Annotated in this window: 34 protein-coding genes; all 34 read left to right on the top strand. The window is 53.6% G+C overall.

All coding sequences use genetic code 11. From position 1 onward, the window contains the following. Positions 1-8: 8 nt before the first annotated feature. The 34 genes from relB (at position 9) to DPEP_RS04070 (ending at position 25,701) form a co-directional block, all read left to right on the top strand. A complete protein-coding gene (gene relB, locus DPEP_RS04220; RefSeq protein ID WP_005659881.1) occupies positions 9-242 on the top strand; it encodes a type II toxin-antitoxin system RelB family antitoxin in 234 nt (77 codons plus the stop codon). Then, positions 226-528 (top strand): type II toxin-antitoxin system RelE family toxin, encoded by a 303-nt coding sequence (locus DPEP_RS13035; protein WP_083797517.1) that lies wholly within the window; start codon positions 226-228, stop codon positions 526-528. The genes relB and DPEP_RS13035 overlap by 17 nt, the downstream gene beginning before the upstream one ends. A 153-nt stretch (positions 529-681) precedes the next feature. After that, a complete protein-coding gene (locus DPEP_RS04215) occupies positions 682-2,559 on the top strand; it encodes a C1 family peptidase (RefSeq protein WP_005659879.1) in 1,878 nt (625 codons plus the stop codon). A 157-nt stretch (positions 2,560-2,716) separates the two neighbouring features. Next, positions 2,717-3,547 (top strand): 3-methyl-2-oxobutanoate hydroxymethyltransferase, encoded by an 831-nt coding sequence (panB, locus tag DPEP_RS04210; RefSeq protein WP_005659877.1) that lies wholly within the window; start codon positions 2,717-2,719, stop codon positions 3,545-3,547. A 17-nt stretch (positions 3,548-3,564) separates the two neighbouring features. After that, positions 3,565-4,479: a ketopantoate reductase family protein gene (locus tag DPEP_RS04205; protein ID WP_005659874.1), complete on the top strand. Its 915-nt coding sequence runs from the start codon at positions 3,565-3,567 to the stop codon at positions 4,477-4,479. Between the two features lie 65 nt (positions 4,480-4,544). After that, positions 4,545-5,693, top strand: a complete 1,149-nt coding sequence (locus tag DPEP_RS04200) for an amidohydrolase (RefSeq protein ID WP_005659872.1) — start codon at positions 4,545-4,547, stop codon at positions 5,691-5,693. A gap of 98 nt (positions 5,694-5,791) precedes the next feature. Beyond that, on the top strand, positions 5,792-7,339 hold the full coding sequence (locus tag DPEP_RS04195; protein ID WP_005659870.1) for an ABC transporter substrate-binding protein: 1,548 nt from the start codon (positions 5,792-5,794) through the stop codon (positions 7,337-7,339). Between the two features lie 88 nt (positions 7,340-7,427). After that, positions 7,428-8,360 (top strand): nickel ABC transporter permease, encoded by a 933-nt coding sequence (gene nikB, locus DPEP_RS04190; RefSeq protein ID WP_005659868.1) that lies wholly within the window; start codon positions 7,428-7,430, stop codon positions 8,358-8,360. A gap of 28 nt (positions 8,361-8,388) precedes the next feature. Next, on the top strand, positions 8,389-9,261 hold the full coding sequence (gene nikC / locus DPEP_RS04185; protein ID WP_040383019.1) for a nickel transporter permease: 873 nt from the start codon (positions 8,389-8,391) through the stop codon (positions 9,259-9,261). Positions 9,262-9,276: 15 nt separating this feature from the next. Continuing rightward, positions 9,277-10,248, top strand: coding sequence for an ABC transporter ATP-binding protein (locus DPEP_RS04180; protein ID WP_005659865.1), 972 nt, complete (start codon positions 9,277-9,279; stop codon positions 10,246-10,248). A gap of 12 nt (positions 10,249-10,260) precedes the next feature. Beyond that, a complete protein-coding gene (locus DPEP_RS04175) occupies positions 10,261-11,241 on the top strand; it encodes an ABC transporter ATP-binding protein (RefSeq protein WP_005659863.1) in 981 nt (326 codons plus the stop codon). 106 nt (positions 11,242-11,347) lie between these two features. Then, positions 11,348-11,695, top strand: a complete 348-nt coding sequence (locus DPEP_RS04170) for a DUF6883 domain-containing protein (RefSeq protein WP_005659862.1) — start codon at positions 11,348-11,350, stop codon at positions 11,693-11,695. Next, positions 11,676-11,969 (top strand): hypothetical protein, encoded by a 294-nt coding sequence (locus DPEP_RS13380; protein ID WP_005659860.1) that lies wholly within the window; start codon positions 11,676-11,678, stop codon positions 11,967-11,969. Before DPEP_RS04170 ends, DPEP_RS13380 begins: the two co-directional genes overlap by 20 nt. A gap of 1 nt (position 11,970) precedes the next feature. Then, positions 11,971-12,411, top strand: coding sequence for a protein-export chaperone SecB (locus DPEP_RS12690; RefSeq protein WP_198003031.1), 441 nt, complete (start codon positions 11,971-11,973; stop codon positions 12,409-12,411). Positions 12,412-12,671: 260 nt separating this feature from the next. After that, positions 12,672-12,890 carry a DUF1659 domain-containing protein gene (locus DPEP_RS04155; RefSeq protein WP_005659857.1) on the top strand — a complete coding sequence of 73 codons (219 nt, stop codon included), beginning with the start codon at positions 12,672-12,674 and terminating at the stop codon, positions 12,888-12,890. 44 nt (positions 12,891-12,934) lie between these two features. Continuing rightward, positions 12,935-13,141 (top strand): DUF2922 domain-containing protein, encoded by a 207-nt coding sequence (locus DPEP_RS04150; RefSeq protein WP_005659855.1) that lies wholly within the window; start codon positions 12,935-12,937, stop codon positions 13,139-13,141. Between the two features lie 18 nt (positions 13,142-13,159). Continuing rightward, positions 13,160-13,312, top strand: coding sequence for a YvrJ family protein (locus DPEP_RS13030; RefSeq protein WP_005659853.1), 153 nt, complete (start codon positions 13,160-13,162; stop codon positions 13,310-13,312). Next, entirely contained in the window at positions 13,305-13,640 is a 336-nt protein-coding gene (locus DPEP_RS04145; protein WP_005659851.1) for a D-Ala-D-Ala carboxypeptidase family metallohydrolase, read from the top strand. Before DPEP_RS13030 ends, DPEP_RS04145 begins: the two co-directional genes overlap by 8 nt. Before the next feature lie 22 nt (positions 13,641-13,662). Then, on the top strand, positions 13,663-14,085 hold the full coding sequence (locus DPEP_RS13535) for a sigma factor (RefSeq protein WP_005659849.1): 423 nt from the start codon (positions 13,663-13,665) through the stop codon (positions 14,083-14,085). Next, a complete protein-coding gene (locus tag DPEP_RS13735) occupies positions 14,040-14,237 on the top strand; it encodes a helix-turn-helix transcriptional regulator (RefSeq protein ID WP_420805908.1) in 198 nt (65 codons plus the stop codon). The genes DPEP_RS13535 and DPEP_RS13735 overlap by 46 nt, the downstream gene beginning before the upstream one ends. 118 nt (positions 14,238-14,355) lie before the next feature. Then, complete coding sequence (locus tag DPEP_RS04135) at positions 14,356-14,703, top strand: ParA family protein (protein ID WP_005659847.1); 348 nt, start codon at positions 14,356-14,358, stop codon at positions 14,701-14,703. 46 nt (positions 14,704-14,749) lie between these two features. Continuing rightward, a complete protein-coding gene (locus DPEP_RS04130; RefSeq protein WP_005658478.1) occupies positions 14,750-15,247 on the top strand; it encodes a transposase in 498 nt (165 codons plus the stop codon). After that, the gene (locus DPEP_RS13020) at positions 15,199-15,696 is read left to right on the top strand and encodes a helix-turn-helix domain-containing protein (RefSeq protein ID WP_083797514.1); all 498 of its coding nucleotides are present in this window, start codon (positions 15,199-15,201) and stop codon (positions 15,694-15,696) included. Before DPEP_RS04130 ends, DPEP_RS13020 begins: the two co-directional genes overlap by 49 nt. A 97-nt stretch (positions 15,697-15,793) precedes the next feature. Next, a complete protein-coding gene (locus DPEP_RS04120) occupies positions 15,794-16,840 on the top strand; it encodes an IS5 family transposase (RefSeq protein ID WP_005658687.1) in 1,047 nt (348 codons plus the stop codon). 146 nt (positions 16,841-16,986) lie between these two features. Further along, the gene (locus DPEP_RS04115) at positions 16,987-17,601 is read left to right on the top strand and encodes an integrase core domain-containing protein (protein WP_083797513.1); all 615 of its coding nucleotides are present in this window, start codon (positions 16,987-16,989) and stop codon (positions 17,599-17,601) included. Positions 17,602-17,724: 123 nt separating this feature from the next. Then, on the top strand, positions 17,725-17,985 hold the full coding sequence (locus DPEP_RS04110) for a type II toxin-antitoxin system RelB/DinJ family antitoxin (RefSeq protein WP_005659842.1): 261 nt from the start codon (positions 17,725-17,727) through the stop codon (positions 17,983-17,985). After that, positions 17,985-18,257, top strand: a complete 273-nt coding sequence (locus tag DPEP_RS13730; protein WP_005659840.1) for a type II toxin-antitoxin system RelE/ParE family toxin — start codon at positions 17,985-17,987, stop codon at positions 18,255-18,257. Before DPEP_RS04110 ends, DPEP_RS13730 begins: the two co-directional genes overlap by 1 nt. Positions 18,258-18,445: 188 nt before the next feature. Then, on the top strand, positions 18,446-19,531 hold the full coding sequence (wecB, locus tag DPEP_RS04100; protein ID WP_005659839.1) for a non-hydrolyzing UDP-N-acetylglucosamine 2-epimerase: 1,086 nt from the start codon (positions 18,446-18,448) through the stop codon (positions 19,529-19,531). Between the two features lie 24 nt (positions 19,532-19,555). After that, entirely contained in the window at positions 19,556-20,818 is a 1,263-nt protein-coding gene (locus DPEP_RS04095; protein ID WP_005659837.1) for an AAA family ATPase, read from the top strand. Further along, entirely contained in the window at positions 20,815-21,561 is a 747-nt protein-coding gene (locus tag DPEP_RS04090; protein WP_005659835.1) for a DUF4276 family protein, read from the top strand. The genes DPEP_RS04095 and DPEP_RS04090 overlap by 4 nt, the downstream gene beginning before the upstream one ends. Beyond that, positions 21,558-22,304, top strand: a complete 747-nt coding sequence (locus DPEP_RS04085) for an acyltransferase (protein WP_005659833.1) — start codon at positions 21,558-21,560, stop codon at positions 22,302-22,304. The genes DPEP_RS04090 and DPEP_RS04085 overlap by 4 nt, the downstream gene beginning before the upstream one ends. A 17-nt stretch (positions 22,305-22,321) precedes the next feature. Next, a complete protein-coding gene (locus DPEP_RS04080; RefSeq protein WP_005659831.1) occupies positions 22,322-23,641 on the top strand; it encodes a nucleotide sugar dehydrogenase in 1,320 nt (439 codons plus the stop codon). 16 nt (positions 23,642-23,657) lie between these two features. Beyond that, a complete protein-coding gene (locus DPEP_RS04075) occupies positions 23,658-24,647 on the top strand; it encodes a Gfo/Idh/MocA family protein (RefSeq protein ID WP_005659829.1) in 990 nt (329 codons plus the stop codon). After that, on the top strand, positions 24,640-25,701 hold the full coding sequence (locus DPEP_RS04070; protein ID WP_005659827.1) for a TDP-N-acetylfucosamine:lipid II N-acetylfucosaminyltransferase family protein: 1,062 nt from the start codon (positions 24,640-24,642) through the stop codon (positions 25,699-25,701). The genes DPEP_RS04075 and DPEP_RS04070 overlap by 8 nt, the downstream gene beginning before the upstream one ends. Positions 25,702-25,705: the final 4 nt, after the last annotated feature.

Genomic DNA, 25,705 nt, shown 5'->3' with positions numbered 1-25,705 from the left:
TGTCGTAGATGAAAAGCGTGATCACCGTAAAGCTCGATGAAGAGTTAAACCGTATGCTTTCCGAACGGGCGGCCCGTGAAGGCAGAAGCAAAAGTTTTTACGTCCGGGAAGGATTGATCCAGTACCTGGAGGATCTTGAAGACATAGAGGCCGCCGAAGCGGGATATAAAGATTGGGCGGCAGATAACTTTAAGACCCATAGATGGGAGGACGTGAGGTCCCGTCTTGGCCTGGACGATTGAGCTCTCGTCAAAAGCGCGAAAGGAACTTGAAGCCCTATCTAATGAAGATCGTAAACGAGTAGGGAGCTATCTGGACGAACTCCTCACATTGGAGACCCCTCGTGATCGGGGACGGGCCTTGACGGGTAATTTTAGAGGTTACTGGCGGTATCGAATCGGAGATATACGTGTAATCTGTGATATAGAGGACGAGCGTTTTATAATTATCGCTTTGCGTATCGATCGCCGAAGCCAAGTCTACCGACGTTCCTTGCCTCGAAGAATTAGAGGTCGATATGGTAAATGAACCGTGGTGACCAGGCGAGATGTCGTATTTTTCTTGACACTTTCCTAGGTGTCGTTGTTAAATGAGGAAGGAGGGCCTCTTCCGATGTCGGAGGCCCTTCGTCTTTAAGGTGACGAGAGTTATTCGAAGAGAACGAGAAAAGGGAGTGGATACATGAAGAATTGGGGAAAGATCCTTCTGTGTGCCGTGATCGTAACGTTGGTCGCGGCGGCGGGATGGGCCGAAATGGCTCCGTTGAATCCCGCTTTCGAAAGTTACATGGAGCGCATACACCAGAAAAACAACGATGGAGCCGGTTCCGGAGCTGTGTTAGGAGGGCGTATACCCTCTCCGGTAGACCTCAGCCACCTGGCCGGGGTATCGGTGCTTCGGTCGGACGGAAAAACCGCTCCGTCCTTTCCGGTAAGCTACGACCTTAGAACACTTGGTCTGGTCTCCCCTGTTAGAGACCAGAGCCCCTACGGAGCCTGCTGGACCTTCAGCGCCATGGCCTCCATGGAGTCCATCGCCCTAAAGGCCGGGGTAGTCAGTCCGGACTACGCCGAGCAGTTCATAGCCTATTACGGCTACGTCGATCAGTCCTCCGAGCTGGTGGGATTCGGAAACTACACCGCCTCCGACTTCCCCGGCATTATGGACAACGGCGGAGACGACTTCAGAGCCATAGCCCTGCTGGCCCGTGGAACCGGAGCGGTAAACGAGGCGGACGCACCCTACGGTTCGACCGCCCCCAGCTCCGACGCTCCCGTGTCCAGGGCTCTCAGGGACGTCTACTACTTCTATTACGACAGTTCAACCAGATATCAGAAGGCCAGCGTGGAGAACATAAAGACCGCCCTCATGGACCACGGGGCCGTGTCGGTGGGAATGTACGCCGGAGACCCTCAGGGTGGAAACTGGGACGACTCTTCCTACTATAACCCCTCCACCTACGCGTCCTATATCCCCTCTGGCAACCCCGACGGGCTTTCAGTGGGGTCGGCCAATCACGCCGTCACGGTGGTCGGCTGGGACGACAGCTACTCCAGGACCAACTTCAATCCGGCCAACCAGCCGTCCTCCGACGGAGCCTGGATAGTGAAAAACTCATGGGGCTCCAGCTGGGGCGACGGAGGCTACTTCTACCTGTCTTACGAGGACGCAGTACTGGACACCGGTGCCGCCTACGTAGGAGGCGATCCTGCCAGGTACGACAGGGTATACCAGTACGACCCCTTCGGATGGTGTGATTCCTACTCACCTGCCGGCATGGTCGACAACACCGCATGGATGGCCAACGTATTCACCGCCACGGTGGACACCGACATAAAGGCGGTCTCCCTCTACGTCGGAGGTGTGGGCAACACCTACGAGATATCTGTCTACACCGGCGTCACCGGTGGCCCGACGACGGGAACCGCGGCCATATCGTCCCAAACTGGAACCCTCCCGGAGCCGGGTTATCATACCGTTCCCCTGTCCTCCGCCGTCTCGGTAAAGGCCGGAACCAAGTTCTCCGTCGTGGTCAAGGTCAAAACGCCTGGATACGACTATCCCATAGCTTCAGAGAGCCTTGTGAAGGGGTACTCGGATAAGGCCTCCACCAGGGCAGGCCAGAGTTACTTCTCCTCGAACGGAACATACTGGGAGGACATGACGTCGGTTAACGATACCGCCAACGTGTGTCTGAAGGCGCTGGGAACCGTCACGGGGACCACCGCGAAGGGGTCCTTGACGATAACCATAACCCCTAAAGATGCCGCCGACGCCGGAGCTCGCTGGAGCGTAGACGGAGGAACGACTTGGTATGCCTCGGGACGGAGCCTCTCTCTCGATCCCGGTGAATACACCGTCACCTTCGACATGCCCTCCGGCTGGGAGGAGAAGACCCCCGAAACCTACCCGGTCGTAACCGGGGTGAGCAACTCCTACAGCTCCACCGCGGAGGAAGAACGGTCTCTCTTCGGGAGCGGCGGCGGATGCTCCGTAGGCTTCGCTCCGGCGGCCCTCCTCCTCGGCCTTCCCATGTTGGCCCTGTTCGTCAGGAAATAGATAAACCCGAAAAGAACCTCCTATTTCGTAGCCTGAATCGCCTTCTTGTTAGACGAGTTTCCGCATGACGGAAGGATTTAGCCTTATACTCAAAGAGAGCCCTCGGGCTCTCTTTTTTCGTGATCCATTCTTTAAAAGACAAACGGGGGGGAACGACATGACTAAGGTAACGATCCAGAAACTGCGGGAAATGAAGCAAAAGGAAGAGAAAATCTCCATGGTAACCGCCTACGACTATCCCCAGGCCTGCTTCGTCGAAAAGGCGGGCATAGAGATAATTCTGGTGGGAGACTCGCTGTCCATGACCGTTCTGGGCAACGAGGGAACCGTACCCCTGACCACCGACGAGATGATCGCCCACATAAAGCCGGTCGTCAAGGGAGCCCCTACCCCGATGATAGTGGGGGACATGGTCTTCGGATCCTACAACGAAAGCCGTGAGCAGGCCATTCACAACGCCAACCGTCTCATGAAAGAGGGAGGTTGCGACGCGATCAAACTGGAGGGCGGCCGTCCGGACATAGTCGGAGCCATAGTCGAGGCGGGAATCCCCGTACAGGGCCATATAGGGCTCACCCCTCAGACCTCCTCTCTTCTCGGAGGCTTCAAGGTCCAGGGCAAAAGCCTCGAAGCCGCTCAAAAAATAGTGAACGACGCCAAGGCCCTGGAGGCGGCCGGAGCCTTCTCCATAGTGGTGGAGTGCGTTCCGGAAGAGCTGGGAAGGGCCATCACCCAGGCGGTCTCCATACCGACCATAGGAATAGGGGCTGGAGCCCACACTGACGGACAGGTTTTGGTATATCACGACATGCTGGGAATGTTCGACAAATTCGTCCCCAAATTCGTAAAAAGGTACGCCAACATCGGCGATCAGATAGTGGAGGGACTGGAGAAATACAGAGACGAGATAAAGTCCGGAGCCTTCCCGGCGAAGGAACACGCGTTCGGAGGGATAACCCGGGAAGACCTGGACGGTCTCATCCTCTGAGCCAGGAGGCCGAAGCCATGAAGATAGCCATACTCGGATCGGGAGCCATGGGTTGCCTCTATGGCGGCAGACTCGCCGAGGCTGGATTCGACGTAACCATCGTAGACGTCTGGAAAGAACACGTCGAAGGCATAAACTCCGACGGACTCAGTATCGAAGGTATAGGAGGAAAGCGGATAGTAAAGGGCATAAAGGCCGTCACCGATCCAAACCGGGCGGGGCAGGTCGATCTGGTGGTGGTGTTCGTCAAGGCCACCCTCACCAAAACCGCCATGGAGGGAGCCCTCCGATTGGTGGGGGATAGCACCAGGGTCCTGACGCTGCAAAACGGCCTGGGAAACGTGGAGGCCCTGAGCGACATAGTAGGTCCCGACCGCCTTATCGCAGGCACCACCGCCCACGGATCCACCCTTCTCGGCCCGGGATCGATAAAACACGCAGGAGAGGGCCTCACAGTGATCGGAAACCTCTCGGGGAAGACCGATCCCTTTTTGGAAGATCTGGCAGCAATCCTAGAAAAGGCGGGGTTCTCCGTTCAGATCTCCGAAAACGTCATGGGTCTCATATGGGGAAAACTCATCGTGAACGTCGGCATAAACGCCCTCACCGCGATAACCGGCCTTAGAAACGGTCGCCTGCTAGACTTTCCCGACACGAAGGAGCTCATGAGGATGGCGGTGGAAGAGGTCCTCGAGGTGGTCCGGCGAAAGGGCATCGTGCTGAACGATCCCGATCCGGCAAGACACGTCGAAGAGGTGTGCCGGTCCACGGCGGAGAACCGTTCCTCCATGCTTCAGGACGTCATGAACCGGCGGCGAACAGAGATAGACGCCATAAACGGGGCGGTGGTCGCCGAGGCGGAAAAACTGGGGCTGTCCGCCCCGGTCAATCTGGTGCTGTTCAAGCTGGTGAAAACCTTACAGGCGATGTAAGTTCATACCATCTGTTATACAATGGTCTCCTAGGCAAGGTATCCAAAAACAGGAGGGGATCACAGTTGAAAGCGATAACGAAGGTCCAGGCTTGGACCGTTACAGGTGGAATCGTGGAAAACGCGACGGTAGTCGTCGACGGCGGCAAAATCGTCTCCGTCCAGGCCGGGGGAGCGGTGCCGGAGGGGGCCGAGGTCATCGACGGAACCGGCAAGATACTCACCCCGGGCTTCATCGACGCCCACGTCCATGCGGGAATATGCGAGGAGGCCGTTCCCGGGGCGATGAACGCAGTCAACGAAGACACCGGGGCGGTCACACCGTCGGTGCGGGCAATCGACGGAATCAACCCGTCCGACGAAGCCTTCCGCAACGCCCTGTCCGCAGGGATCACCTGCATGCAGATACTCCCGGGCAGCGCCAACATAATAGGAGGAATCGGGACCATCCTGAAACCGGTGGGGCACATAGTGGACAAAATGGTCGTCCGGGCCCACTCGGGAATGAAGGCCGCCCTGGGCGAAAACCCGGTCAACTGGCAGGGAGGCAAGGGACGTTTCCCTTCCACCAGAATGGGTAACGCCGCCTGTATGAGAAAAGCCATACAGGACGCCTTCGACTACAGGGACAAAAAGAAACGGGCGGAGGAAAAAGGGGAACACTTCTCCGTCGACCAGGGAATGGAGCACTTCCTTCCCGTATTGAACCGCACCGTGCCCATGAGAATCCACAGCCATAGGGCCGACGATATCTGCACCGCCATAAGAATCTGCGACGAATTCGACCTTCGCTATACCATAGAGCACTGCACCGAGGGACAGTTCATAGCGGACTACCTGGCGGAGAAAAAAGTCCGGGCAGCGGTCGGACCAACCGCCACCAGCAAGACCAAGGAAGAGGTCAAAAACAAGGGCTGGGAAACCCTTCTGGCCCTCAAAAAGGCGGGTGTATCCTTCTGCCTCATAACGGACCATCCGGTAATCCCCATAGAGACCCTCCCCGTCGCAGCGGCACTTGCCATAAGGGCCGGACTGGACGCCGAGACGGCCCTGGAAGCCCTCACCATAGCTCCGGCCAGACACCTGGAGGTGGACGACAGAATGGGCTCCATCGAGCCGGGCAAGGACGCCGACCTGGTTCTCTGGGGCGGCGACCCCTTCGACGTAAGGAACGCCCCCGAATTGGTTCTCGTGAATGGAGAGTCGGCACTGTAGAGGTAAATAAAGAACAGTTGACGAATTCAAGCAGGCCCTATAAAGTGTCAGCAGGGTGCGTTAAAACGGATACCAATTTGAATACGGGAGGGAATACAATGAAAGCAAAAGGCATCAAACTCTGCGCGGCATTCTGCGCAGCCGCTCTTTCCGCCGGACTACTGGCGGGAAATCCCGCCATCGCCAGGGAAAAGAAAGACCCGGACACCTTGACGGTGGCCAACGTCTACGACGCCAAGACCCTGGATCCATTCGGGACCAACGACGTGGCCTCCTCAGGAGCCATGCTCCACATCTACAACCGTCTGGTAAAGCTCAACGACAAGGACGAAGTGGTAGGAGACCTGGCCGAGAAATTCGAGCAGGTGGACGACCTTACCTACAGGTTCTATCTGCGTAAGGGCGTCAAATTCCACAACGGCGAGGAGCTCAAGGCCTCCGACGTTGTCTTCAGCCTCAAGAGATCCCTGTCGCCCTCCAGCGGTGCCGTCAAGCACATCGTCGGAGCCATCGACCCGGACAGCATAGTGGCCCTGGACGACTACACCGTCGAGGTCAAGACCCTGTTCCCCTTCGCCGCCTTCCTGCCCTCCATGACCCACATGGGCGGAGGAGCTATCCTCAACGAGAAGGCAGTCACCGAGGCGGGAGACAACTACGGCATGAACCCGGTGGGCACCGGTCCCTTCAAGCTTGTCGAGTGGAACCGCGGCGACAAGATGGTCATGGAGCGCTTCGAGGACTACTTCGGCGACAAACCGGCCTATAAGACCCTCATAATCAGGGCCATCCCGGAGGGGACCAACCGCACCATCGAGCTCGAGAGCGGCAACGTCGACATCGCCTATCAGATAACCACCAACGACGTCAGCAGGGTGGAGGCCAACAAGGAGCTCAAGCTTCTCAGGCTCATCGACAACTCCACCACCTATCTCGGCTTCAACTGCGAGAAGGCCCCCTTCGACGACGTCAGGGTCCGTCAGGCCATCACCATGGCTCTGCCCACACCCCAGATCATCAAGGCGGTCCTCAGAGGAGTCGGAGCCACTGCGGTCGGCCCCATCGCTCCCAACGTAAAATACGCCAACCCGGACCTCAAGCCCATGCCCTACGACGTGGAGAAGGCCAAGGCCCTCCTCGCCGAGGCGGGGTATCCCGATGGCTTCAAGGCCTCCATCTGGACCAACGATAAGAAGGCCAGAATCGACATAGCCACCATCGCCCAGAACCAGCTCAAGAAAATCGGCGTCGATGTGGACATCCAGGTTCTCGAGTGGGGCGCCTATCTTGAGGGACTCACCCAGAAGAAGCACGACATGTTCATCGTTGGCTGGACCTGCCAGACTCCCGACCCGGACATGGCGGTCTTCGCTCCCTTCCACTCGTCCATGAAGGGCAACAACAACTTCACCTTCTTCGGCGACGATGAGGTAGACGCCCTTCTCGAAAAGGGCAGAGTCACCCCCGACGGCCCGGAGCGCCAGCAGATCTACTACGACATTCAGGACGCCCTCAGGAACAAGGGACCCTGGGTGTTCCTGTACAACGACGAGCAGATCATCGGGACCCAGGACTACGTCAAGGGATTCACCGTCAGCCCCTTCGGCTTCCACGATCTCAGCAAGGTGACCTTCGACGGCAAATAGCCTGAAGACCTCAAGCACCTAAGCACCCGACGCAGGAGCATGGCTCGTCCGTGCTCCTGCTTTCCATTCTGCATTGGGAGGTAACGGAATGTTCAAATATATCTTCAAACGGGTACTCATGCTCGTTCCGGTGCTCATAGGGGTGACCTTTATAGTCTTCTCCATGCTCTACATAACCCCGGGAGACCCGGCAAGGATGGTCCTGGGAGAGCAGGCCCCGCAGGAATCGGTGGACGAGCTGAGACAGGAGATGGGTCTGAACGACCCCTTCTTCGTACAGTTCGGACGCTACGTCTATAAAGCGGTCGTCCACGGAGACATAGGCCGGTCCTACATCACCAAGAGGCCGGTGGTCCAGGAAATCTGGGCCGCCTTCCCCGTAACCCTGAAACTCTCCGCCATGGCCATGGTCATAGCCATGATAGTGGGAATACCCTGCGGCATAGTGTCGGCCATAAAGCAGTACTCCCTGTTCGACAACGTAGTCACCGTCTTCGCCATGATCGGCATATCCATGCCGGTCTTCTGGCTGGGAATACTGCTCATACTGCTCTTCTCCGTCAGGCTCGGATGGGTTCCCCCGTCGGGCTTCGACAGCGTCTCCACCATGATCCTACCGGCCCTGACCCTGGGAGCCCAGTCCGTGGCCATCATCACCAGGATGACCCGATCCAGCATGCTCGAGGTCATAAGGCAGGACTACATCCGCACCGTCAGAGCCAAGGGACAGAGGGAAAGAGTGGTCATCTGGAAACACGCCCTGGGTAACGCCCTCATACCTGTCGTAACCATAAGCGGAATACAGTTCGGCATTCTTCTGGGTGGGGCCGTCCTCACAGAGCTGATCTTCTCCATCCCTGGAGTCGGAAGGCTTATGGTCGAATCCATCAAGATGAGGGACTTCCCTGTGGTACAGGGCGGCGTCCTCTTCATTGCCGTGGCCTTCTGTGTGGTCAACCTCCTGGTGGACCTCGTCTACGCCTGGCTGGACCCGAGAATCAAGGCCCAGTACGTCTCCTAGGAGGTGCATCGGAATGAGCGAACCCGTAATGAGCGAAACCGTAATCAAAGAGACCAAGAGAAAAAACCCCTGGGCCGAGGTATTCCGAAGGCTCAAAAAGAACAGATTGGCAATGATCGGCCTGTTCGTGGTAATAGTGCTGGCCTTCACCGCCATCTTCGCCGACTTCATAGCCCCCTACACCTACGAGGAACAGGACCTCATGGCGGCCTTCGAGAGCCCATCGGCGACCCACTGGTTCGGAACGGACGAATTCGGCCGAGACATCTTCAGCCGCATAGTCTACGGAAGCCGAATCTCCCTACAGGTGGGATTCGTCGCGGTCAGCTTCTCCATACTGATCGGAGGCTTCCTGGGAGCCCTAGCCGGATACTACGGAGGATGGATAGACAACGTAATAATGAGGTTCATGGACGTCCTGTTCTCCGTTCCCCAGCTCCTGTTGGCCATATCCGTGGCGGCCTCGCTGGGACCGGGACTCTTCAACCTCATGATAGCCGTCGGCATATCCTCCGTGCCTCAGTACGCCAGACTGGTCCGGGCCTCGGTGCTCTCCATAAGAGAGCAGGAATTCATAGAGGCGGCCAGATCGGTGGGAGCCAAGGATCTCAAGATAATCTTCAGACACATACTGCCCAACTGCATGGCCCCCATCATAGTACAGGGCACCCTGGGGGTCGCCTTCGCCATACTCACTGCCGCTGGGCTCAGCTTCATCGGCCTGGGCATACAGCCTCCCATCCCCGAATGGGGAGCCATGCTCTCCGGCGGACGGGAATACATCCGGGATCATGCCTACATGACCATGTTCCCCGGACTGGCGATCATGATAACCATACTGGCTCTCAACTTCCTGGGCGACGGACTAAGAGACGCCCTGGACCCCAAGCTGAAGAACTAGAACGGGGGACCGGAAATGAACGATAAAATGCTGCTGGACATACAGGGCCTCTCGGTTCGCTACACCACCGAGGACGGAATCGTCCGGGCTGTGGAGGACCTGCAACTGAAGCTGGCCCCGGGCGAATCCCTGGGCTTCGTCGGAGAGACCGGAGCGGGAAAAACCACCACCGCCCTCTCCATAATGGGCCTCATCTCCGAACCGCCTGGAAAGATAACCGACGGAAAGATAATCTTTCAGGGAAAAGACCTGCTCAAGGCCTCAGAAGAGGAAATGCGCTCCGTCAGGGGAGGAAAGATCGCCATGATCTTCCAGGACCCGATGACCTCCCTCAACCCGGTAATAACGGTGGACGAACAGATAGCCGAAATGGTGCTGCTCCACAACGACGTCAGCAAGAAAGAGGCCCTCAAGATAGCTGTGGAAATGCTCGAGGTCGTCGGAATCCGTTCCGAAAGGGCCCACGAATATCCCCATCAGTTCTCCGGGGGCATGAAACAGAGGGTCGTCATAGCCATAGCCCTGGCCTGCAACCCGGCTCTGCTGATAGCGGACGAGCCCACCACCGCCCTGGACGTAACCATCCAGGCCCAGGTGCTGGAGCTCATGAAAGACCTCAAGCGCAAATTCAACACCGCCCTAATCATGATAACCCATGACCTGGGGGTGGTCGCCGACATATGCGAAAAGGTCGCCATAATGTACGCTGGTTCGGTGGTGGAATACGCCGAGAAGAGGCCTCTCTACACCGAGCCTCTTCACCCCTACACGGTGGGACTGTTCAACTCCATACCGGACGTGGACGACGACGAGGAATTCCTCAAGGTCATACCGGGACTGACACCGGACCCCACGAACCTTCCGTCGGGATGCCCCTTCCACCCCCGGTGCACCCATGCCATGGAGCGGTGCCGCACCGAGCGTCCCCGCTGGACCGAGGCCAGGCCGGGCCACTTCGTGGCCTGTTTCCTGCACCAGAAAGACTGAGGAGGGCCCGTCATGGTCGCAGTAGGAAACAAACTCATAGAGGTAAACAACCTCAAGAAATACTTCAAAACCAAAAGAGGGATGCTCCACGCCGTGGACGACCTCAGCTTTCACATAGACAAAGGCGAAACCCTGGGCCTGGTGGGAGAGTCGGGCTGCGGTAAATCCACCACCGGCCGGGTCCTCATAAGGCTGCTGGAGGCCACGGCGGGACAGGTCCTCATGGACGGAGAAGACGTTCTCTCCGCCTCGGGAAAAAGGCTGGCCAACCTCAGGACCAAGATGCAGATGGTCTTTCAGGACCCGTACTCCTGCCTCAACCCCAGAATGACCGTCTCGGAGCTCATATCCGAGCCCCTGGAGGTCAACAACCGCTACACCGGAAAAACCGAGCGACCCGCCAGAATCAGGGAGCTCATGGACATAGTCGGACTGGCCACCAGACTCACCAACGCCTACCCCCACGAGCTCGACGGAGGGCGGCGCCAGAGGGTGGGCATAGCCAGGGCCCTCGCTCTGAACCCGGAATTCATAGTTCAGGACGAGCCGGTCTCCGCTCTGGACGTGTGCATCCAGGCACAGATACTCAACCTGATGAAAAACCTCCAGAAAGAGCTGGGACTGACCTATCTCTTCATATCCCACGACCTCTCGGTGGTCAAACACGTCTCTGACAGAATCGCCGTCATGTACCTCGGGTCGATGGTGGAGCTCACCGACTACAGATCCATATTCAAGAACCCCCTCCATCCCTACACTCAGGCCCTGCTCTCGGCCATACCGATAGCCAAGGTCGACGTCGACAGAGACAGAATCCTCCTGGAGGGAGACGTTCCCAGCCCCATAGAGCCCCCGGCGGGATGCCGCTTCGCCGGACGATGCCGCTTTCGCCAGGAACGGTGCACAGTGGAGACCCCGGAACTTCGTCAGATGGAACCCGGCCGCTGGGTAGCCTGCCACTACGCTGGTCAGCTGGAGGAACGACGAGCATAGGATCACCGAGACAGATCGAGTTGTCTGACCTCTCTTGACGGGATCGGCGGTGGGTAATAGGATCTAGAATATAGAGACGGTGGAGATCTCCTGAGGGGGAGGCGTTTTGGCTAGTTTAAATAATCTGACCATAGAGATACCTGAGGCTAAGATTTTCAGGTATGCTCTGAACGAGCAGCACCCTTCGGGGAAACATAAGGCTTTTGTTTTCGAATCGGTATTAGGCTTTAATTCGTCTAATGGAGATAAGCTGATAGAAAAAATAAAGGCTGCCGTGTTGCAAAATGTAGACAGACTAACGGAAAAGGGTCGTACTCCGGATGGATCTTTGCGTTATGAATTGATACTCGAAATTGAGGGAGAAAACGGTCGAGTAGCTAAGGTGCTAACAGCTTGGCAAAAAATAGGCAGTACTTTAAGGTTGGTGACGATACATGTATGCAAAAATAGATGAGCTTGACATGGTTAAGCTGAGGGACGGTACTGAAGGAACCGTTGTCCATGTAGGTTCGGGGGGCTCTTTTTACACCGTAGAGGTTGAATCCTCCGATGGAGACTGGGAACTTTTCGATGTACTAATAGATAAGATCGAATCGGTTATCTGGAAAAATCCGGATAGCGATGTCCCTCTTCATGGAACTTCCCTGAAATATGCACTGTCGGACACGTCCTTTTCCCTCAAAGGAACCTTGGTCGACGGATGCGATCAGATTGCTCTTGCTTCGTAAAATGACGATTTCGACCGGTTGTGTTCTTAAATTTACGGATTATAAGCTTGAACGGGCTTGCTTTGAGAGGAATCCAAACTATGAAAAAATAGAAGGGATGATTCCTCTAGATTTAAGCTTAAACCGTGAGATGAAAAGCATAAGCGAAAATAGTTTTTCTCTATCGATCTCCGTCGATGTATTTGAAAAACCAAGAGAAAATAATTATCCTTTTTCCGTCGGTGTTACCGTTTCAGGCTTTTTTCAAGTGGACGACAGCGTCGGTCTAGATCTAAAAAACAAGCTTATAGAAACAAACGCCGCTGCGATTCTGTTCCCATACGTAAGATCTATAATCTCTCAGATCACATTGATGGCGAATACCGATAGCACCTTGATCCTCCCCCCCGTCAACTTTGTGGAAATGCTAAGGTCAGAGGAAACGAAAAAAACCTCGGAATGATAGCCAGACCGAACGATTAGATTCATTAATGGAGCAGTCTTGACTTTTCAGACAAAGTCAAGACTGCTTTTTTTGTATTGCTACTCCCCATTATTGATTATAAACTATTTATAATCAAGATCTTGTTAAATTTTGCTCGATTTACTATAATCAAGGATAGAGTAAACGCCCTGGAGAAAGTCGTTTATGAATCTGTTTGTATAAAACCCCTCTCGAGCCCACTTTACATAATAGACCCCAAGAAGAAAGGAGGTGCTCGAATGGCATCCTTCGTACCGTCAAGCAGCAGAGTAGTGCTTCGCTGCCAGGTGGGAACCTCGGCGGACGGCGCTCCCAAGCTCGGGAGTCTGTCCATCTCCAGGGCCAACCCCGCCATGACCGCCGACCAGCTGGACGCCGTGGCTGCCGCCATGGGAACCCTTCTGGACGTCCCGGTCGTGGAAGTCCACAAAATCGACACCGACATAGTCTCGGACTAACCGGACCGTTCGGACCTTAAGCGCACAGGAGAGGAGGTGAAAAAATGAAAACCGTTAAGATGACCTTCGGGAGATCGGACGGAACAAAAAAGAGCATCTCCCTGAAGCACGCCAAGGAAACCCTCACGGAAACCGAGGTCAGGACGGCCATGCAGTCCGTCATAGACAACGGAGCGGTTCTTCCGGCGGTAACCACCATAGTAGAGGCCGAGCTTATCGACCGCACCGTGGAGGAGATCATAACCCAGTAGCGAGGAGGATAGAGATAAATGGAAGACTTACTGGCCGGCATAGCCCAGAACGGCTTCTCCATAGCGGTGGCAGCCTACCTGCTGATCCGCATGGAAAGCAGGCTGGAAGGGCTCAGCCAGGCCATACAGGAACTGAAACTGGCCATAGTCGAGGAAGGTCGCCGTGGATGACAACGACATCCGAATAGCGCCCCACTTCTCGCTTCGAGAGTTTCAGTGTCCCTGCTGCCTCACGGTGCGTCTCCAACCGGAGCTTCTGAGCCGGTTGGAGGCCCTCCGGGGCCGCTGGGGTCCACTGAGGATAACCAGCGGCTACAGATGCCCAAGGCATAACTCCGAGGTCGGAGGAGTGCCTCGCAGCCGACACATGAAAGGTGCGGCGGCGGACGTGGTGGTCTCGAGAAACCGTCAGGAACTCTTCTGCGCCGTAGCGAGAGAAGAAGGCTTCGAGTCGATCCTGCCTTATCGAGACAGGGGATTCGTCCATCTAGCTGTATAAAACCGAAGGAGGTTTATATAAGATGCACCAGGAAAAAAAGAAAACCATAAAACCCATAGACGAAAGCAAAATCATCGGAGGGGACTGCCCCTGCGACGGAACCGACGACATACTCGATCTGGAGGAACTGGTGCTTCGATTCCTGCCCCTCATAAAAACCCTGGCGAAACGCTATGCCGGGCGGGGCGCCGACTTCGAGGAACTCCTGGGCGAGGCCGCCTGTCACGCTCTGGAGCTCATAATACAGTGTCCGGACGAACAACCTCTGCCCCTCTACCTGTCCAACATGCTCCCCGGCAGGGTAAGAGACGCCGCGAAAAAGCTCCGTCGTCAGGCCGACCACGGCAGCTTCGAGGAAATGGCCGAGACCGGCTACGAGCCGGAGGATCCAAACCCACTATACAACCCCAAGACCCCAAGCTTCTGCTTGCGGGAATACCCATAGATCCCCAGGAATTTCTGCTGGTTGAAGGCCTTCTTCGAGGCCTGAGGCAAAAGGAAATAGCGAAAGACCTGGGATGCTCCCAGCAGAACGTCAGCGTCATGGTCAGAAAGCTGAGAAAAAAGCTGGAGGATTTTCTGAAAGACCTGCTGTAACCCCCAAAGACCCGGCCGAAAGGCCGGGTCCTTTTTGTTCTACCGGCTTTCAGGTCTATTAACAGTAAAGAGGCTTTCCCTGCTACAATTTCCTTAAAACAGGAGGGGGAATTGCGTTATGATCGTATATGCTGTGTGGAACAACAAAGGTGGGGTTGGAAAAAGCTACCTGACATTCCAGCTAGCCTCGGAATACGCTAAAAACCATCGGGCTAAAAAGGTACTCGTGATAGACCTGTGCCCTCAGTCTAACTCTTCTCTGACTTTCCTCGGGGGAATCGTCAACCAAGGAGACGAAAATCTATCCGATATACAGAAAGCTGTGCCGAGAAAAACCATCGCAGGATATATCCAGCATCGAATCAAAAGCCCCTATGTATCGCCTAAAACAGGAAGTGAATTTCCAATACAGGTCTGTAACTACAACGATTACATACCCCTACCTGCCAAAATAGGTGTCGCATGATAGACTAGTTTAGCGAGTCGAGAGAGGCTCCCTGGAGGTGCGACACATGGCGAGGTACAGCAAAGAACAAAAAGAGGCAATCAAAAAGAGAATGATGCCGCCGGAGAACATGTCCATACCTAAATTATCGAAAGAGACTGGCATAACGGTGACAACCCTCTACAACTGGAGAAAAGAGCTCCGTGCGTCCGGCAAAGCAGCTCCCTGCGACGAAGATAGACCGGATAGCTGGAGTTCCAGAGACAAGTTCCTCATAGTCCACGAGACCTACACCATGAACGAGGAGGAGCTGGCCCGGTACTGCAGGGAAAAAGGACTGTACGTCGAACAGGTTATAAGCTGGCGAAACTCCTGCGAGGAGGCAAACGATGGCCAGAGCCTCAAGGTCAGGGAGCTTATGCATGAGGTAAGCCAGGTAAAGAAGGATCACAAGAAGCTGGCACAGGAGCTCAGACGTAAGGACAAAGCCCTGGCTGAAGCGGCTGCCCTGCTGGTATTGAGAAAAAAAGTCCAGGCGATCTGGGGGGAAAACGAGGACGACTGATCGGTGCCTCGGATCGCCGTAAAGCAGTAGAACTGATCGAAGAAGCCGTATCGAGCGGAGCTACCCAGGCTAAAGCCTGTAGAGAGGTCGGCATCACTGAGAGAACCTTCCAGAGATGGTGCAAAGAGGGCCAGGTAAAAGAGGACCAAAGACCTCACGCTCCCAGAAAGACGCCTCAGAAGCTATCGCAAGAGGAAGAACGAAAGGTACTAGAGATAGCCAACAGCCCGGAATACGCCAGCGCACCGCCAGCCCAGATAGTGAACGATCTACTGGAAAAAGGCATATACATCGCCTCTGAATCGACATTCTACAGGATACTCAGGAAACACAGACAGATCAACCATAGAGGCAGAACGGCGGCTCCGGTAAAAAAACCTATAACAACCCATAAAGCCGACGGTCCTAACCAGCTGTGGTCCTGGGATATAACTTACGGGCATCTCTAAAAACTCCCCTAACTGGCAGGGAGAAAAACCCCTGTTTAGGCTGGGATGTTAAAATACCGGTTGTAACCAAAAATTCTCGAGAAGGGATGGGATCCCCTTGAAACAGCGGAGCCTCTTTGCGGAAGAAATAGCCTACGATAGCCTTGAAAAGGTGAACGATCCACTGGTACGAATAGAGAAAGCGGTGGACTGGTCCATCTTCGAGCAGCCGTTGAAGGACTTCCGCGAAGGGCTCAGACAGAAGGATTCTCTGGGAGGAAGAAAGCCCTTCCCTCCTCTTCTCATGTTCAAGATCCTGGTGCTTCAGGCACTGTACAACCTGTCGGACGACGCAATGGAGTTTCAGGTAAGGGACAGGCTTTCCTTCAGACGTTTTCTCGGCCTCTCCCTGGAAGCCAAAGTCCCTGATGCCAAGACTATATGGCTTTTTCGGGAGCAGCTGACCAAGGCGGAACTGATGAAGCCTCTGTTCGATCTTTTTGACGGTCACATCCGTAAAAGCGGCTTCGAGGCAAAAAAAGGGCAGATAGTGGATGCCTCCATAGTGAAGGTCCCGATCCAGAGGAACAAACGGGATGAAAACCGCAAGATCAAGGATGGAGAACCACCGGAAGACTGGCCCGACAACAAGAGATCTCAAAAAGACACCGATGCCAGGTGGACGAAGAAAAACGGCAAAAGCTCCTTCGGCTACAAGAACCACATAGAGATCGACTCTCAGAACAAGATCATCCGTAAATACAGCGTAACCGAGGCATCGGTCCACGACAGCAATGTATTCGAGGAACTCATCGATCCCAGTAACAGCAGCAAAGACGTCTATGCCGACTCAGCTTATAGAAGCCATGAGAAAATCTCTTGGCTTGAGGAACAAGGCTACAGACCGAAGATCCAACGAAAAGGATACAGAGGCAAACCCATCACGTGGTGGGAAAAACAGGGTAACAGAACAAGATCCAAAGTCCGAAGCCGAGTGGAGCACGTCTTTGGAGCCCAAACCATGAAGGCCGGCAACCTGATAGTTCGAACTATCGGGAAAGCCAGAGCTTCAACCGCTATAGGACTGAGAAACCTGGCCTATAACATCGTTCGATTCTCGTTCCTGATGATGAAGTCAGGGGCGATATCTGCCGTGCCCAAATGACGGTAAAAGCCGAGTTGTTCAGGTCACCGGAGCGACAATAGAGAATCATCTTAACGCTGATTTAGCCTAATTTGTCGCTGTTTCTGGTCTGTGGCTTTTTTGTCTGCTTAGACCGCTAAATATGGGGTTGCTAGAGGTGCCCTTACATCTGCGGACCGGCCAAGGGCCTGTTCTACTACCTGTACCTCATAATAGACCTCTACAGCAGAAAGATAGTCGGCTGGGAGATCTACGACGAAGAATCAGGAGAACTGGCGTCGGAGGTGGTCACCAAGGCGGTCCTGTCGGAAAAGATCCGCCTTGCCGATAAACCGCTGATCCTGCACGCCGACAACGGAAGCCCCATGAAAAGCGCCACATTGAGGGCCACCATGGAAAAACTGGGAGTACTGTTCTCCCACAGCAGACCGAGGGTAAGCAACGATAACCCCTACAGTGAATCGATCTTCAAGACCCTGAAATACAGACCTGCCTTCCCCAGTGGAGGCTTCAAGGACATAGAGGATGCGAGAGCCTGGACCTACCGGTTCGTGTCCTGGTACAACCATACCCACCGTCACAGCGCCTTAAACTACGTGACGCCGGAGCAGAGGCATAAAGGAAAAGCCCCGGAGATACTGGCGAAGAGGAAGAAAACCCTGGAAGAAGCCAAAAGAAAACACCCGGACAGATGGAGAAACAGACCGATAAGAAACTGCTCCATCGAGGAGACGGTCTATCTGAACCCGGAGAAAGAGCCCCGGGAAAAGCGCAGAGACTGAGTTAGTCCAATTCGATCTTTTTGCGACATCTCGCTTGACAGGCTCCGGCTCTGACGGATCAGCTCTAGCAATTGATCATTTCCCGATACGTTGATACAATGTGGCTACAAGGAGGCGATAAATATGACCGCCTGTGATAGTTCTATCAGAGTTCGCATAGACAGCGAAACCAAACAGAAAGCATCGGAAGCCCTCTCTCAGATGGGGCTATCCATATCCGACGCCGTCAGGATGACGCTGGTACAGATCGGAACGAGCGGACGACTTCCATTTCCGGTAGAGATCCCCAACGCCAAAACCAGGCAGGCTATGGCCGAGATTGCTTCCGGAGAAGGAGAAAAGTTTCAGTCTCTAGACGACCTGTATGAAGATCTCGGTATCTGATGCCAAAGCTGAAACGATCAAGTCAGTTCAAACGGGACGTAAAACTACAGGTAAAACGGGGCAAAGACACGGACAAGCTGAAGAAGGCACTCCAAATCCTAGTCTCAGGGAAGGAACTTCCCGAACAATACAATGATCATCCTATGCTAGGAAACTGGGACAGCCATCGCTCGCTTCACATAGAACCCGATTGGATCCTGATATATAAAGTCGACCAACAAACCATTTCACTGATCAGAACCGGCACCCACTCCGACATCCTCAAAAGATGAAGACCCGGCCGAAAGGCCGGGTCTTTTTTGTTCTCTAAAAATTCCATGGTGTGATATACCTACCTAGCATGATAATATAAACCCACTGTGACCTTTTCGTTGGAAAAACTCGGATCTTGAGCTTGATAGAAGCCGTTTCGAGTAGTATTTTGACTCATATAGGGATAAAGTTTGAAGGAGGACTCGAATTGCCCAAGGTAATCTCCCTCGTAGGAGCCCGGCCCCAGTTCGTCAAAGAGGCCATGATATACAAAGAGGTGCGCCGTCTTTCCGCCTGGGATCACGTGTTGGTCCACTCGGGGCAGCACTACGACGCCTCCATGTCCGGAGCCTTCTTCGATCAGCTATCCATAAAAAATCCGGATCATTCCATGGACATAGGCAGCGGATCCCACGGAGCCATGACGGCCCGCGCCCTCGAGCGCTTCGAGGCGGTGTTGCTGAAAGAACGGCCCAACATGGTCCTTGTCTACGGCGACACCAACACCACCGTGGCCGGAGCCCTGGCCGCCTCCAAGCTGAAAATCCCCGTGGCCCACGTAGAGGCGGGCATAAGGCAAAACCCCAAGGACATGCCGGAGGAGATAAACAGGGTCGTCACGGACCATCTGTCCAGATATCTCTTCACCTGCTCTCGAACAGCGGCAGACAACCTGGCGAAAGAGGGAGTAACCCAGGGCGTTCACAACGTAGGAGACGTTATGTACGACCTTTTTCTCATGATGCGTTCCAGTTTCGACGGGGCCATCACGGAAAAACTGGGCCTGAAGCCGAATCGCTTCGTGCTGGTGACCCTTCACAGGGACTTCAACGTGGACGACGAACGAAAGCTCGGCGAGATCCTAAAGGGCCTCTCCGAGCTGGGAAAGACCCTCGATCTGGAGATAGTCTTCCCCGCCCATCCCAGAACGTCGAAGAGGATAGAGGAGTTCGGCCTCTCCGGCCTGATGGACGGCATCAAGATCGTTCCTCCCGTAGGATACTTTCAGCTCATGGGGTTGGCGGAAAACTGCGTCTTCGCCGTTACCGACAGCGGCGGATTCCAGAAAGAAGCCGTCTTTGCCGGAAAAAGGGCCCTGGTTATAATGCCCGACACCGGCTGGAGAGAGCTTACCGACTGCGGCTGGAACCTCCTGGCGGAGCCTAACTCCGAGGACATAGTAAAAAAAGGACTCTCCATCTCCCAAACCGACGGAACGACACCGCCCACCCCCTACGGCGACGGACACGCGGCGGAAAAGATAGTCTTGAAACTGAAATCTGTTTTTGAATAGCATCATATAGATCGAGGTGGTCTTATGCTTAAGAAATTTTGTGTGCAAAATTTCAGAGTCCTTTTGGACGAAGAGATGGAGTTTGGTGAGGTGAATCTGTTTCTGGGGCCCAACAACTGTGGCAAAACAACCCTGATTGAGGCCGTCCATTTCCTCCCTCGAATGGTGAGCAAAGACATCGCTCCTAAACGTACCGCCTTTTTGGATTTTATCGATAGCAACGGTTGGGATGAAATACCCAACAGGGCTCAATCGTCAAGATCGGTAAAGATAAAATATACCCTGGATGCCCCGAACTGGAATAATCCGTTGGTCTACGACATGTCTTTTGAAGCAGGTCAAAAACTGGACATACCCCACGGCTTTTACATATCCAGAGAGAGTCTCATGTATGAAAATGCTAATGAAGGATACGATCAACCGTTTTGCTTCTTCAAACGAGAAAGTCCAGAGACAGGTCGTTTCTCCGTCAAAAGAAGTGGAAAAAAAGAGTTTCCTCCTATGGCGTTGGAAAGAGCGGAGAGCGTCTTCAGACAGGACGAAGAGCTGCTCAAAAACAGCGGTTTCAGAAACGAACTCTATCCTGTCTTCAGCGATGGTCTTGAAAAAGCCAGGGAATCTTTAGGTGTCTTTCGTTCATACTCGAGTACCGATATTCGTCTGGACCTGATGCGGTTTGCTTCAAAAATGGAGGACGAGGACAGATATCTGCTCTTCGACGGATCTAATTTCGCCAGAGTCCTCTTTTCCCTAAAGCAGAAAAACGAAGAATACCTAAACGATCTTTCCGAGAACGCCTCCGTTTTCATAAAAGGTTTGAGGGGGTTCTCCTTCGACGAAAGAAGCGACGGAACAGTCCAGCTGTACTGCACCATAAATGGAAGTGTCTTTTCGCTTAACGAGCTTTCCGATGGCACAAAAAAACTCCTGGTCCACCTTTTTTTGCTGACCTCTCCCCTTAAAATGGACGCACTAAGCCTGGATGAGCCTGAGCTTAACCTGCACCCCGCTTGGCTGGGAGGACTGGCCGGAAAAATCCTGAAAGCAGGAAGTGTCTCCAGGCAGATCTTCGTCAGCACCCATTCGCCGGACCTTCTGGACGGATTTACCGAGGCCTTTCGAGATGGCTCTAAAGACCTCAAGATATTCGTAAAGGGCGAAACATCTGGAAAGTACGCTTTTAAATCGGTCGAACCTGCGGATTTGGAGTCGTTTTTCGAGGAAGGATGGGAGCTTGGGGATCTTTACAGAGTGGGCGAGCCAATGCTAGGAGGATGGCCGTTTTGAACCAGATGGAAATAGCCTATTTTTGCTCGGACGGATATACCGAACTAGGAGCTATCCAGAACTTTCTCGAAAAAATAACCTCTTCCTCCTCCGTGAGCTGGATTCGTGCCTTTCCGGCAAAACTTAAACCAGGTCCGAAACTCAGAAAAGTTTCCGGAATCAGTGGAGATGACTTAAACGGAGAGATGCTAAAAAGGTTGGATAAATACAAAAAGGCGTATAGTACAGTATCTGCCGTGGTTCTCGTGGACGATGCAGATTGCCGTTTCCGCTACGGGAATGACGAAGCTTCTAACCGGATAAGATGGAAAAACGAGCGACAAAAGGAAATCTCTCGGATCTTAGATTCAGAAATTCCCTTTTTACCCCTTTTTGCTTCGCCGGAGATAGAGGCTTGGTTTGTGTCCGACTGGGAAAAGGGCTTTGGAAAGCAATATCCTGAGCTGGCAAACCAGCTCAGGCGTGAAGTTATTTCTTTAATATATTCCGTAGATAACATAGAGCAGTTTGGAGTCCGTAAAGAGGACTCAGGAAAAACCTTCTGTGACCCCAAACTTAGCGATAAAATTGCCGAAATCATAAAAATACATGGAGGCAGTTTTTCAAAAAAACACGATGGCCCTGAAATGTTGCATAGTGTGGAGCCGGATAATGTAGCCAAGCACTGCACCTTTTACTTTAAACCAGCATTGGTCGAGCTTAGAAGGCATATCGAAAATGTACTGAAAGGAGCCACCCCATGATAGACAGCCCTTGCCCCGAAAGCTCCACGATCGGGCAGAACGTGGTTATAGAGAAAGACGTTCGTATAGGTGAAAACGTCCGGATCGGCCACAACGTGGTCATAAGATCCGGCGTTCATATAGGCGACGGCTCCATCATCCTGGACGGAGCCATACTGGGCAAATGCCCCGCCAAGGCGGGCCTCTCCGCTACGACCGGAGAGGCCGTGGAACTTCCCCCTCTGGTACTCGGCAAATCTGTAACGGTAGGGGCCTGCTGCGTGATCTACCGAGGGGCCGAAATTGGAAATTCCGTCTTCTTCGGCGACTGTGCCACCGTCCGAGAGGATGTAACCATCGGCGAACTCACCATAATCGGCAGAGGCGCCACAGTGGAGAACAAGACCACCATCGGCAAAAGATGCAAAATAGAGAGCAACGCCTACATAACCGCCATGAGCACCGTGGAGGACTACTGCTTCGTAGCCCCCTGCGTGGCCTTCTCCAACGACAACTACCTGGGCCGCACCGAAGAGCGTAAAAAACACTTCGCCGGACCGGTCCTCCGAAAAGGGGCCAGAATAGGGGCCAACGCCACCTTGCTTCCCGGAGTGGAAATAGGCAAAGATGCCCTCGTCGCTGCTGGAGCGGTGGTCACCAAAAACGTTCCATCCGAAACGGTGGTAGCAGGATGCCCCGCCAAAGAAATGAAACCGGTACCGGAAGATCAGCTCATAGAAAACCAGACATATTACGAAGGATAAAGGAGACCGACCCAACCATGGCATTGATCGACAGAATAAAAGACAAAACGGCGAAAATCGGAGTAATAGGCCTGGGCTACGTAGGCCTTCCCCTGGCCGTGGAAAAAGCCAAGGCGGGCTTCTCCGTCCTCGGCTTCGACGTTCAGCAGGACAAATGCGACAAGATCAACAGAGGTGAAAACTACATAGGCGACATAGTTCCGGAAGAGCTCTCCGACTTCGTCTCCAAAGGCCTCATAAAGGCCACCATCGACTTCGACGGCCTTAAAAACTGCGACGTCGTCGCCATATGCGTCCCCACTCCTCTGGACAAATTCAAACAGCCGGACCTCTCCTACGTCGAGGCCTCCACGAAAGAGGTTGCGAAAAGGCTGCATAAAGACATGCTGGTGGTGCTGGAATCCACCACCTACCCCGGAACAACCGAGGAAATACTTAAGCCCCTCCTGGAGGCGTCGGGCCTTAAGGTGGGAACAGACATCTACCTGGCCTTCAGCCCCGAGCGGGTGGACCCGGGCAACGCGACATACAAAACCCACAACACCCCCAAGGTGGTTGGAGGCTGCACAGCCCAGTGCACCGAAATAGCCAAAACCCTGTACGAATCGGTGCTGGACGCCCCGGTTTTCGTCGTATCCAGCCCCAAAGAGGCGGAGGCCACCAAAATACTGGAAAACACCTTCCGCATCGTAAACTGCGCCCTGGCAAACGAAATGGCCATACTCTGCCACAAAATGGGAATAAACGTCTGGGACGTCATAAAAGCCGCCTCCACAAAGCCCTTCGGCTTCGTTCCCTTCTATCCCGGCCCTGGAATAGGCGGGCACTGCATCCCTCTGGACCCCTTCTACCTCACCTACAAGGCCAGGGAATACGACTACCATACCAGACTCATAGAGCTGGCAGGAGAGATAAACGACTCCATGCCGGACCACGTAGTCGAAAGACTCATGGACCTGCTCAACGACAGATCCAAACCCCTCAGAGGCAGCAGAGTACTTCTGCTGGGAGTGGCCTATAAAGGCGACATAGACGACCTCAGGGAATCTCCGTCCCTCAAGGTGTGGAAGCAGCTGGAGAGCAAAGGAGCGGTGGTGAGCTATCACGACCCCTACTGCCCCGAGGTCGACTGGAAAGGCGAAAAGGTGAGTTCCGTCGACGTCACGGAAAAAAGCCTGAAGGAATACGACGCCGTGGTCATAACCACCGCCCACAAACACAAGGTAGACTACAAGCTGGTGGCGGACAACTCCAGCCTCGTCTTCGACACCAAAAACGTTCTGGCACCGGCTCTTGGACTGGATCCGTCGGAGCTTGAAAACGCCTATCTGCTGTAGCTTGGGAGGAGAGAAAATGCACAACATAGCCATACTGGGCTGCGGCAGGATAAGCGCCAGCCACGTAGCCGCCATAGAAAAGGTAAATGACCTGAAGCTCGTGGCCTGCTGCGACATACTGGAGGAAAGGGCCGCCGCAACCGCCGCCAAGACCGGCTGTACCGCCTACACCGACTACGAAAAAATGCTTGAAAACGAAAGCATAGACATGATCGCCCTCTGCACCCCTTCGGGAATGCACCCGGACCACGCCATAACAGCCGCAAAGGCAGGGGTAAACGTACTGTCCGAAAAGCCTCTCGGCACGAGCCTCGAAAAGGTGGATCGGGCCATAGAGGCCTGCGACAGAGCCAAGGTGCTCTACATGGAGGTGAAGCAGAACCGGCTAAACCCCACCATAGTGCTGCTTCGTCAGGCCCTTGAGGCCGGGCGGTTCGGCCGAATTCATATGATAACCTCCAACGTCCTCTGGACAAGGCCACAGGACTACTACGACATGGCCCCCTGGCGGGGAACCTGGGAATTTGACGGAGGATGCCTCGCCAACCAGGCCGCCCATTATGTGGACATGGTCCAGTGGATGGGCGGGGCGGTGGAACAGGTGCACTCCTTCTCTTCCACCTTAGGCAGACGTATAGAGGCGGAGGACACCATAACGGTCGGCCTCAAGTTCAGAAACGGAGCCATAGGAAACATAAACGTATCGGTGCTGACCTACCCCAGAAACCTGGAGGGAAGTATCACCATAATGGGAGACAGAGGTACCGCAAAAATAGGCGGAGTCGCCATGAACAAGGTGGAGATCTGGGACTTCGACGCACCCCATAAAATGGACGACCAGCTTGACTCGGTAAGCTACGACCCCAAGAGCGTCTACGGAGGGGGACATTACGTCCTGTACAGAGACCTTCCGGGAATGCTGGACGGAACGGGCAAATCCTACGGCTTCGTGACGGCCAGAGAGGGGAGGAAAACCGTAGAGGTGTTGGAGAGGGCTTATGGCTAAGAAAATTCTACATGTTTTGCCTGATTCCACATATTCTCAATATTTCTTTAAATTAACAAAGGACTATGCAGGGAATTTTTTTGTATTGTATGATTATAAAAATAATTTTTCCGATATTCCCTGTCTGTTTAAAAAAAAACCGCGGTCTAGATCGGAAAGGTTATTTAAGTTGCTTGATGTTGTGAACAAGTATGACCATGTTTTTTTTCATTCGATAGATAATATGATATCAATCTGTTTTTTTGCAAGGCGTGGTGTAACTTTTCACTGGATTATTTGGGGCGGGGATTTATATTCTAGTATTTTGCCACCCTTTACCCTTAGAAAAAAAATCGGTTTTTTTATCAAGAAAGTTGGTTTGATACGTTTTAAACACGTTCATACTGCTCTTGAGGGTGATGTTTCCATTGCTCGTAAGTTGTACAATAAAAAGCTTGTTTTTAATCGGTTTGTTTATCCTACTTTGGATGAGAGCATCCCTTTTGACATAGATCTTGCTTTGAAAAATCGCGGTGATGGCAGAAAAAAAATTAAGATCCAAATTGGCAACTCTGCCGATCCTAGCAATAATCATTTGGAGGTTTTTAGAGCCATAAAAGGACATCTTGGCTCAGACTTTGAGATCCTTTGTCCTTTGTCTTACGGTGACCAAGACTATGCCACTAACGTTATCAGGGTAGGAAAAGAGATGTGGGGAGATAGCTTTAGGCCCTTAACTGATTTTATGAGTTATGACAACTATGTCAGGGAACTTTCCTCTGTAGACTGTCTAATTTTAAACCACAAGAGACAACAGGGACTGGGTAATTTAAATCTTGCCCTTTCTTTAGGTGCAAAAGTTTTTGTTAGGTCAGATACGACAACCTACAAGGACTATTCCTCTATGGGCTTTAAAGTATACGACACAAAAAAAATACTACGAGAGTGTCTACCTTCGGATTTTATTTTTTCAGCAAAAACGGCTGTCTCGAATAGAGACTGTGTTTTTAAGAATTTTTCCACCCAAAAATCTCGAGAACTATGGGAGAAGATCTACTACGAGTGCATGAGGTGATCTG

It is taken from the genome of Dethiosulfovibrio peptidovorans DSM 11002, assembly GCF_000172975.1.
Classification (GTDB): Bacteria; Synergistota; Synergistia; order Synergistales; family Dethiosulfovibrionaceae; genus Dethiosulfovibrio; species Dethiosulfovibrio peptidovorans.
The sequence above is the reverse complement of the archived record's forward strand: the minus strand, read 5'-3'. Positions and strand labels throughout refer to the sequence as shown.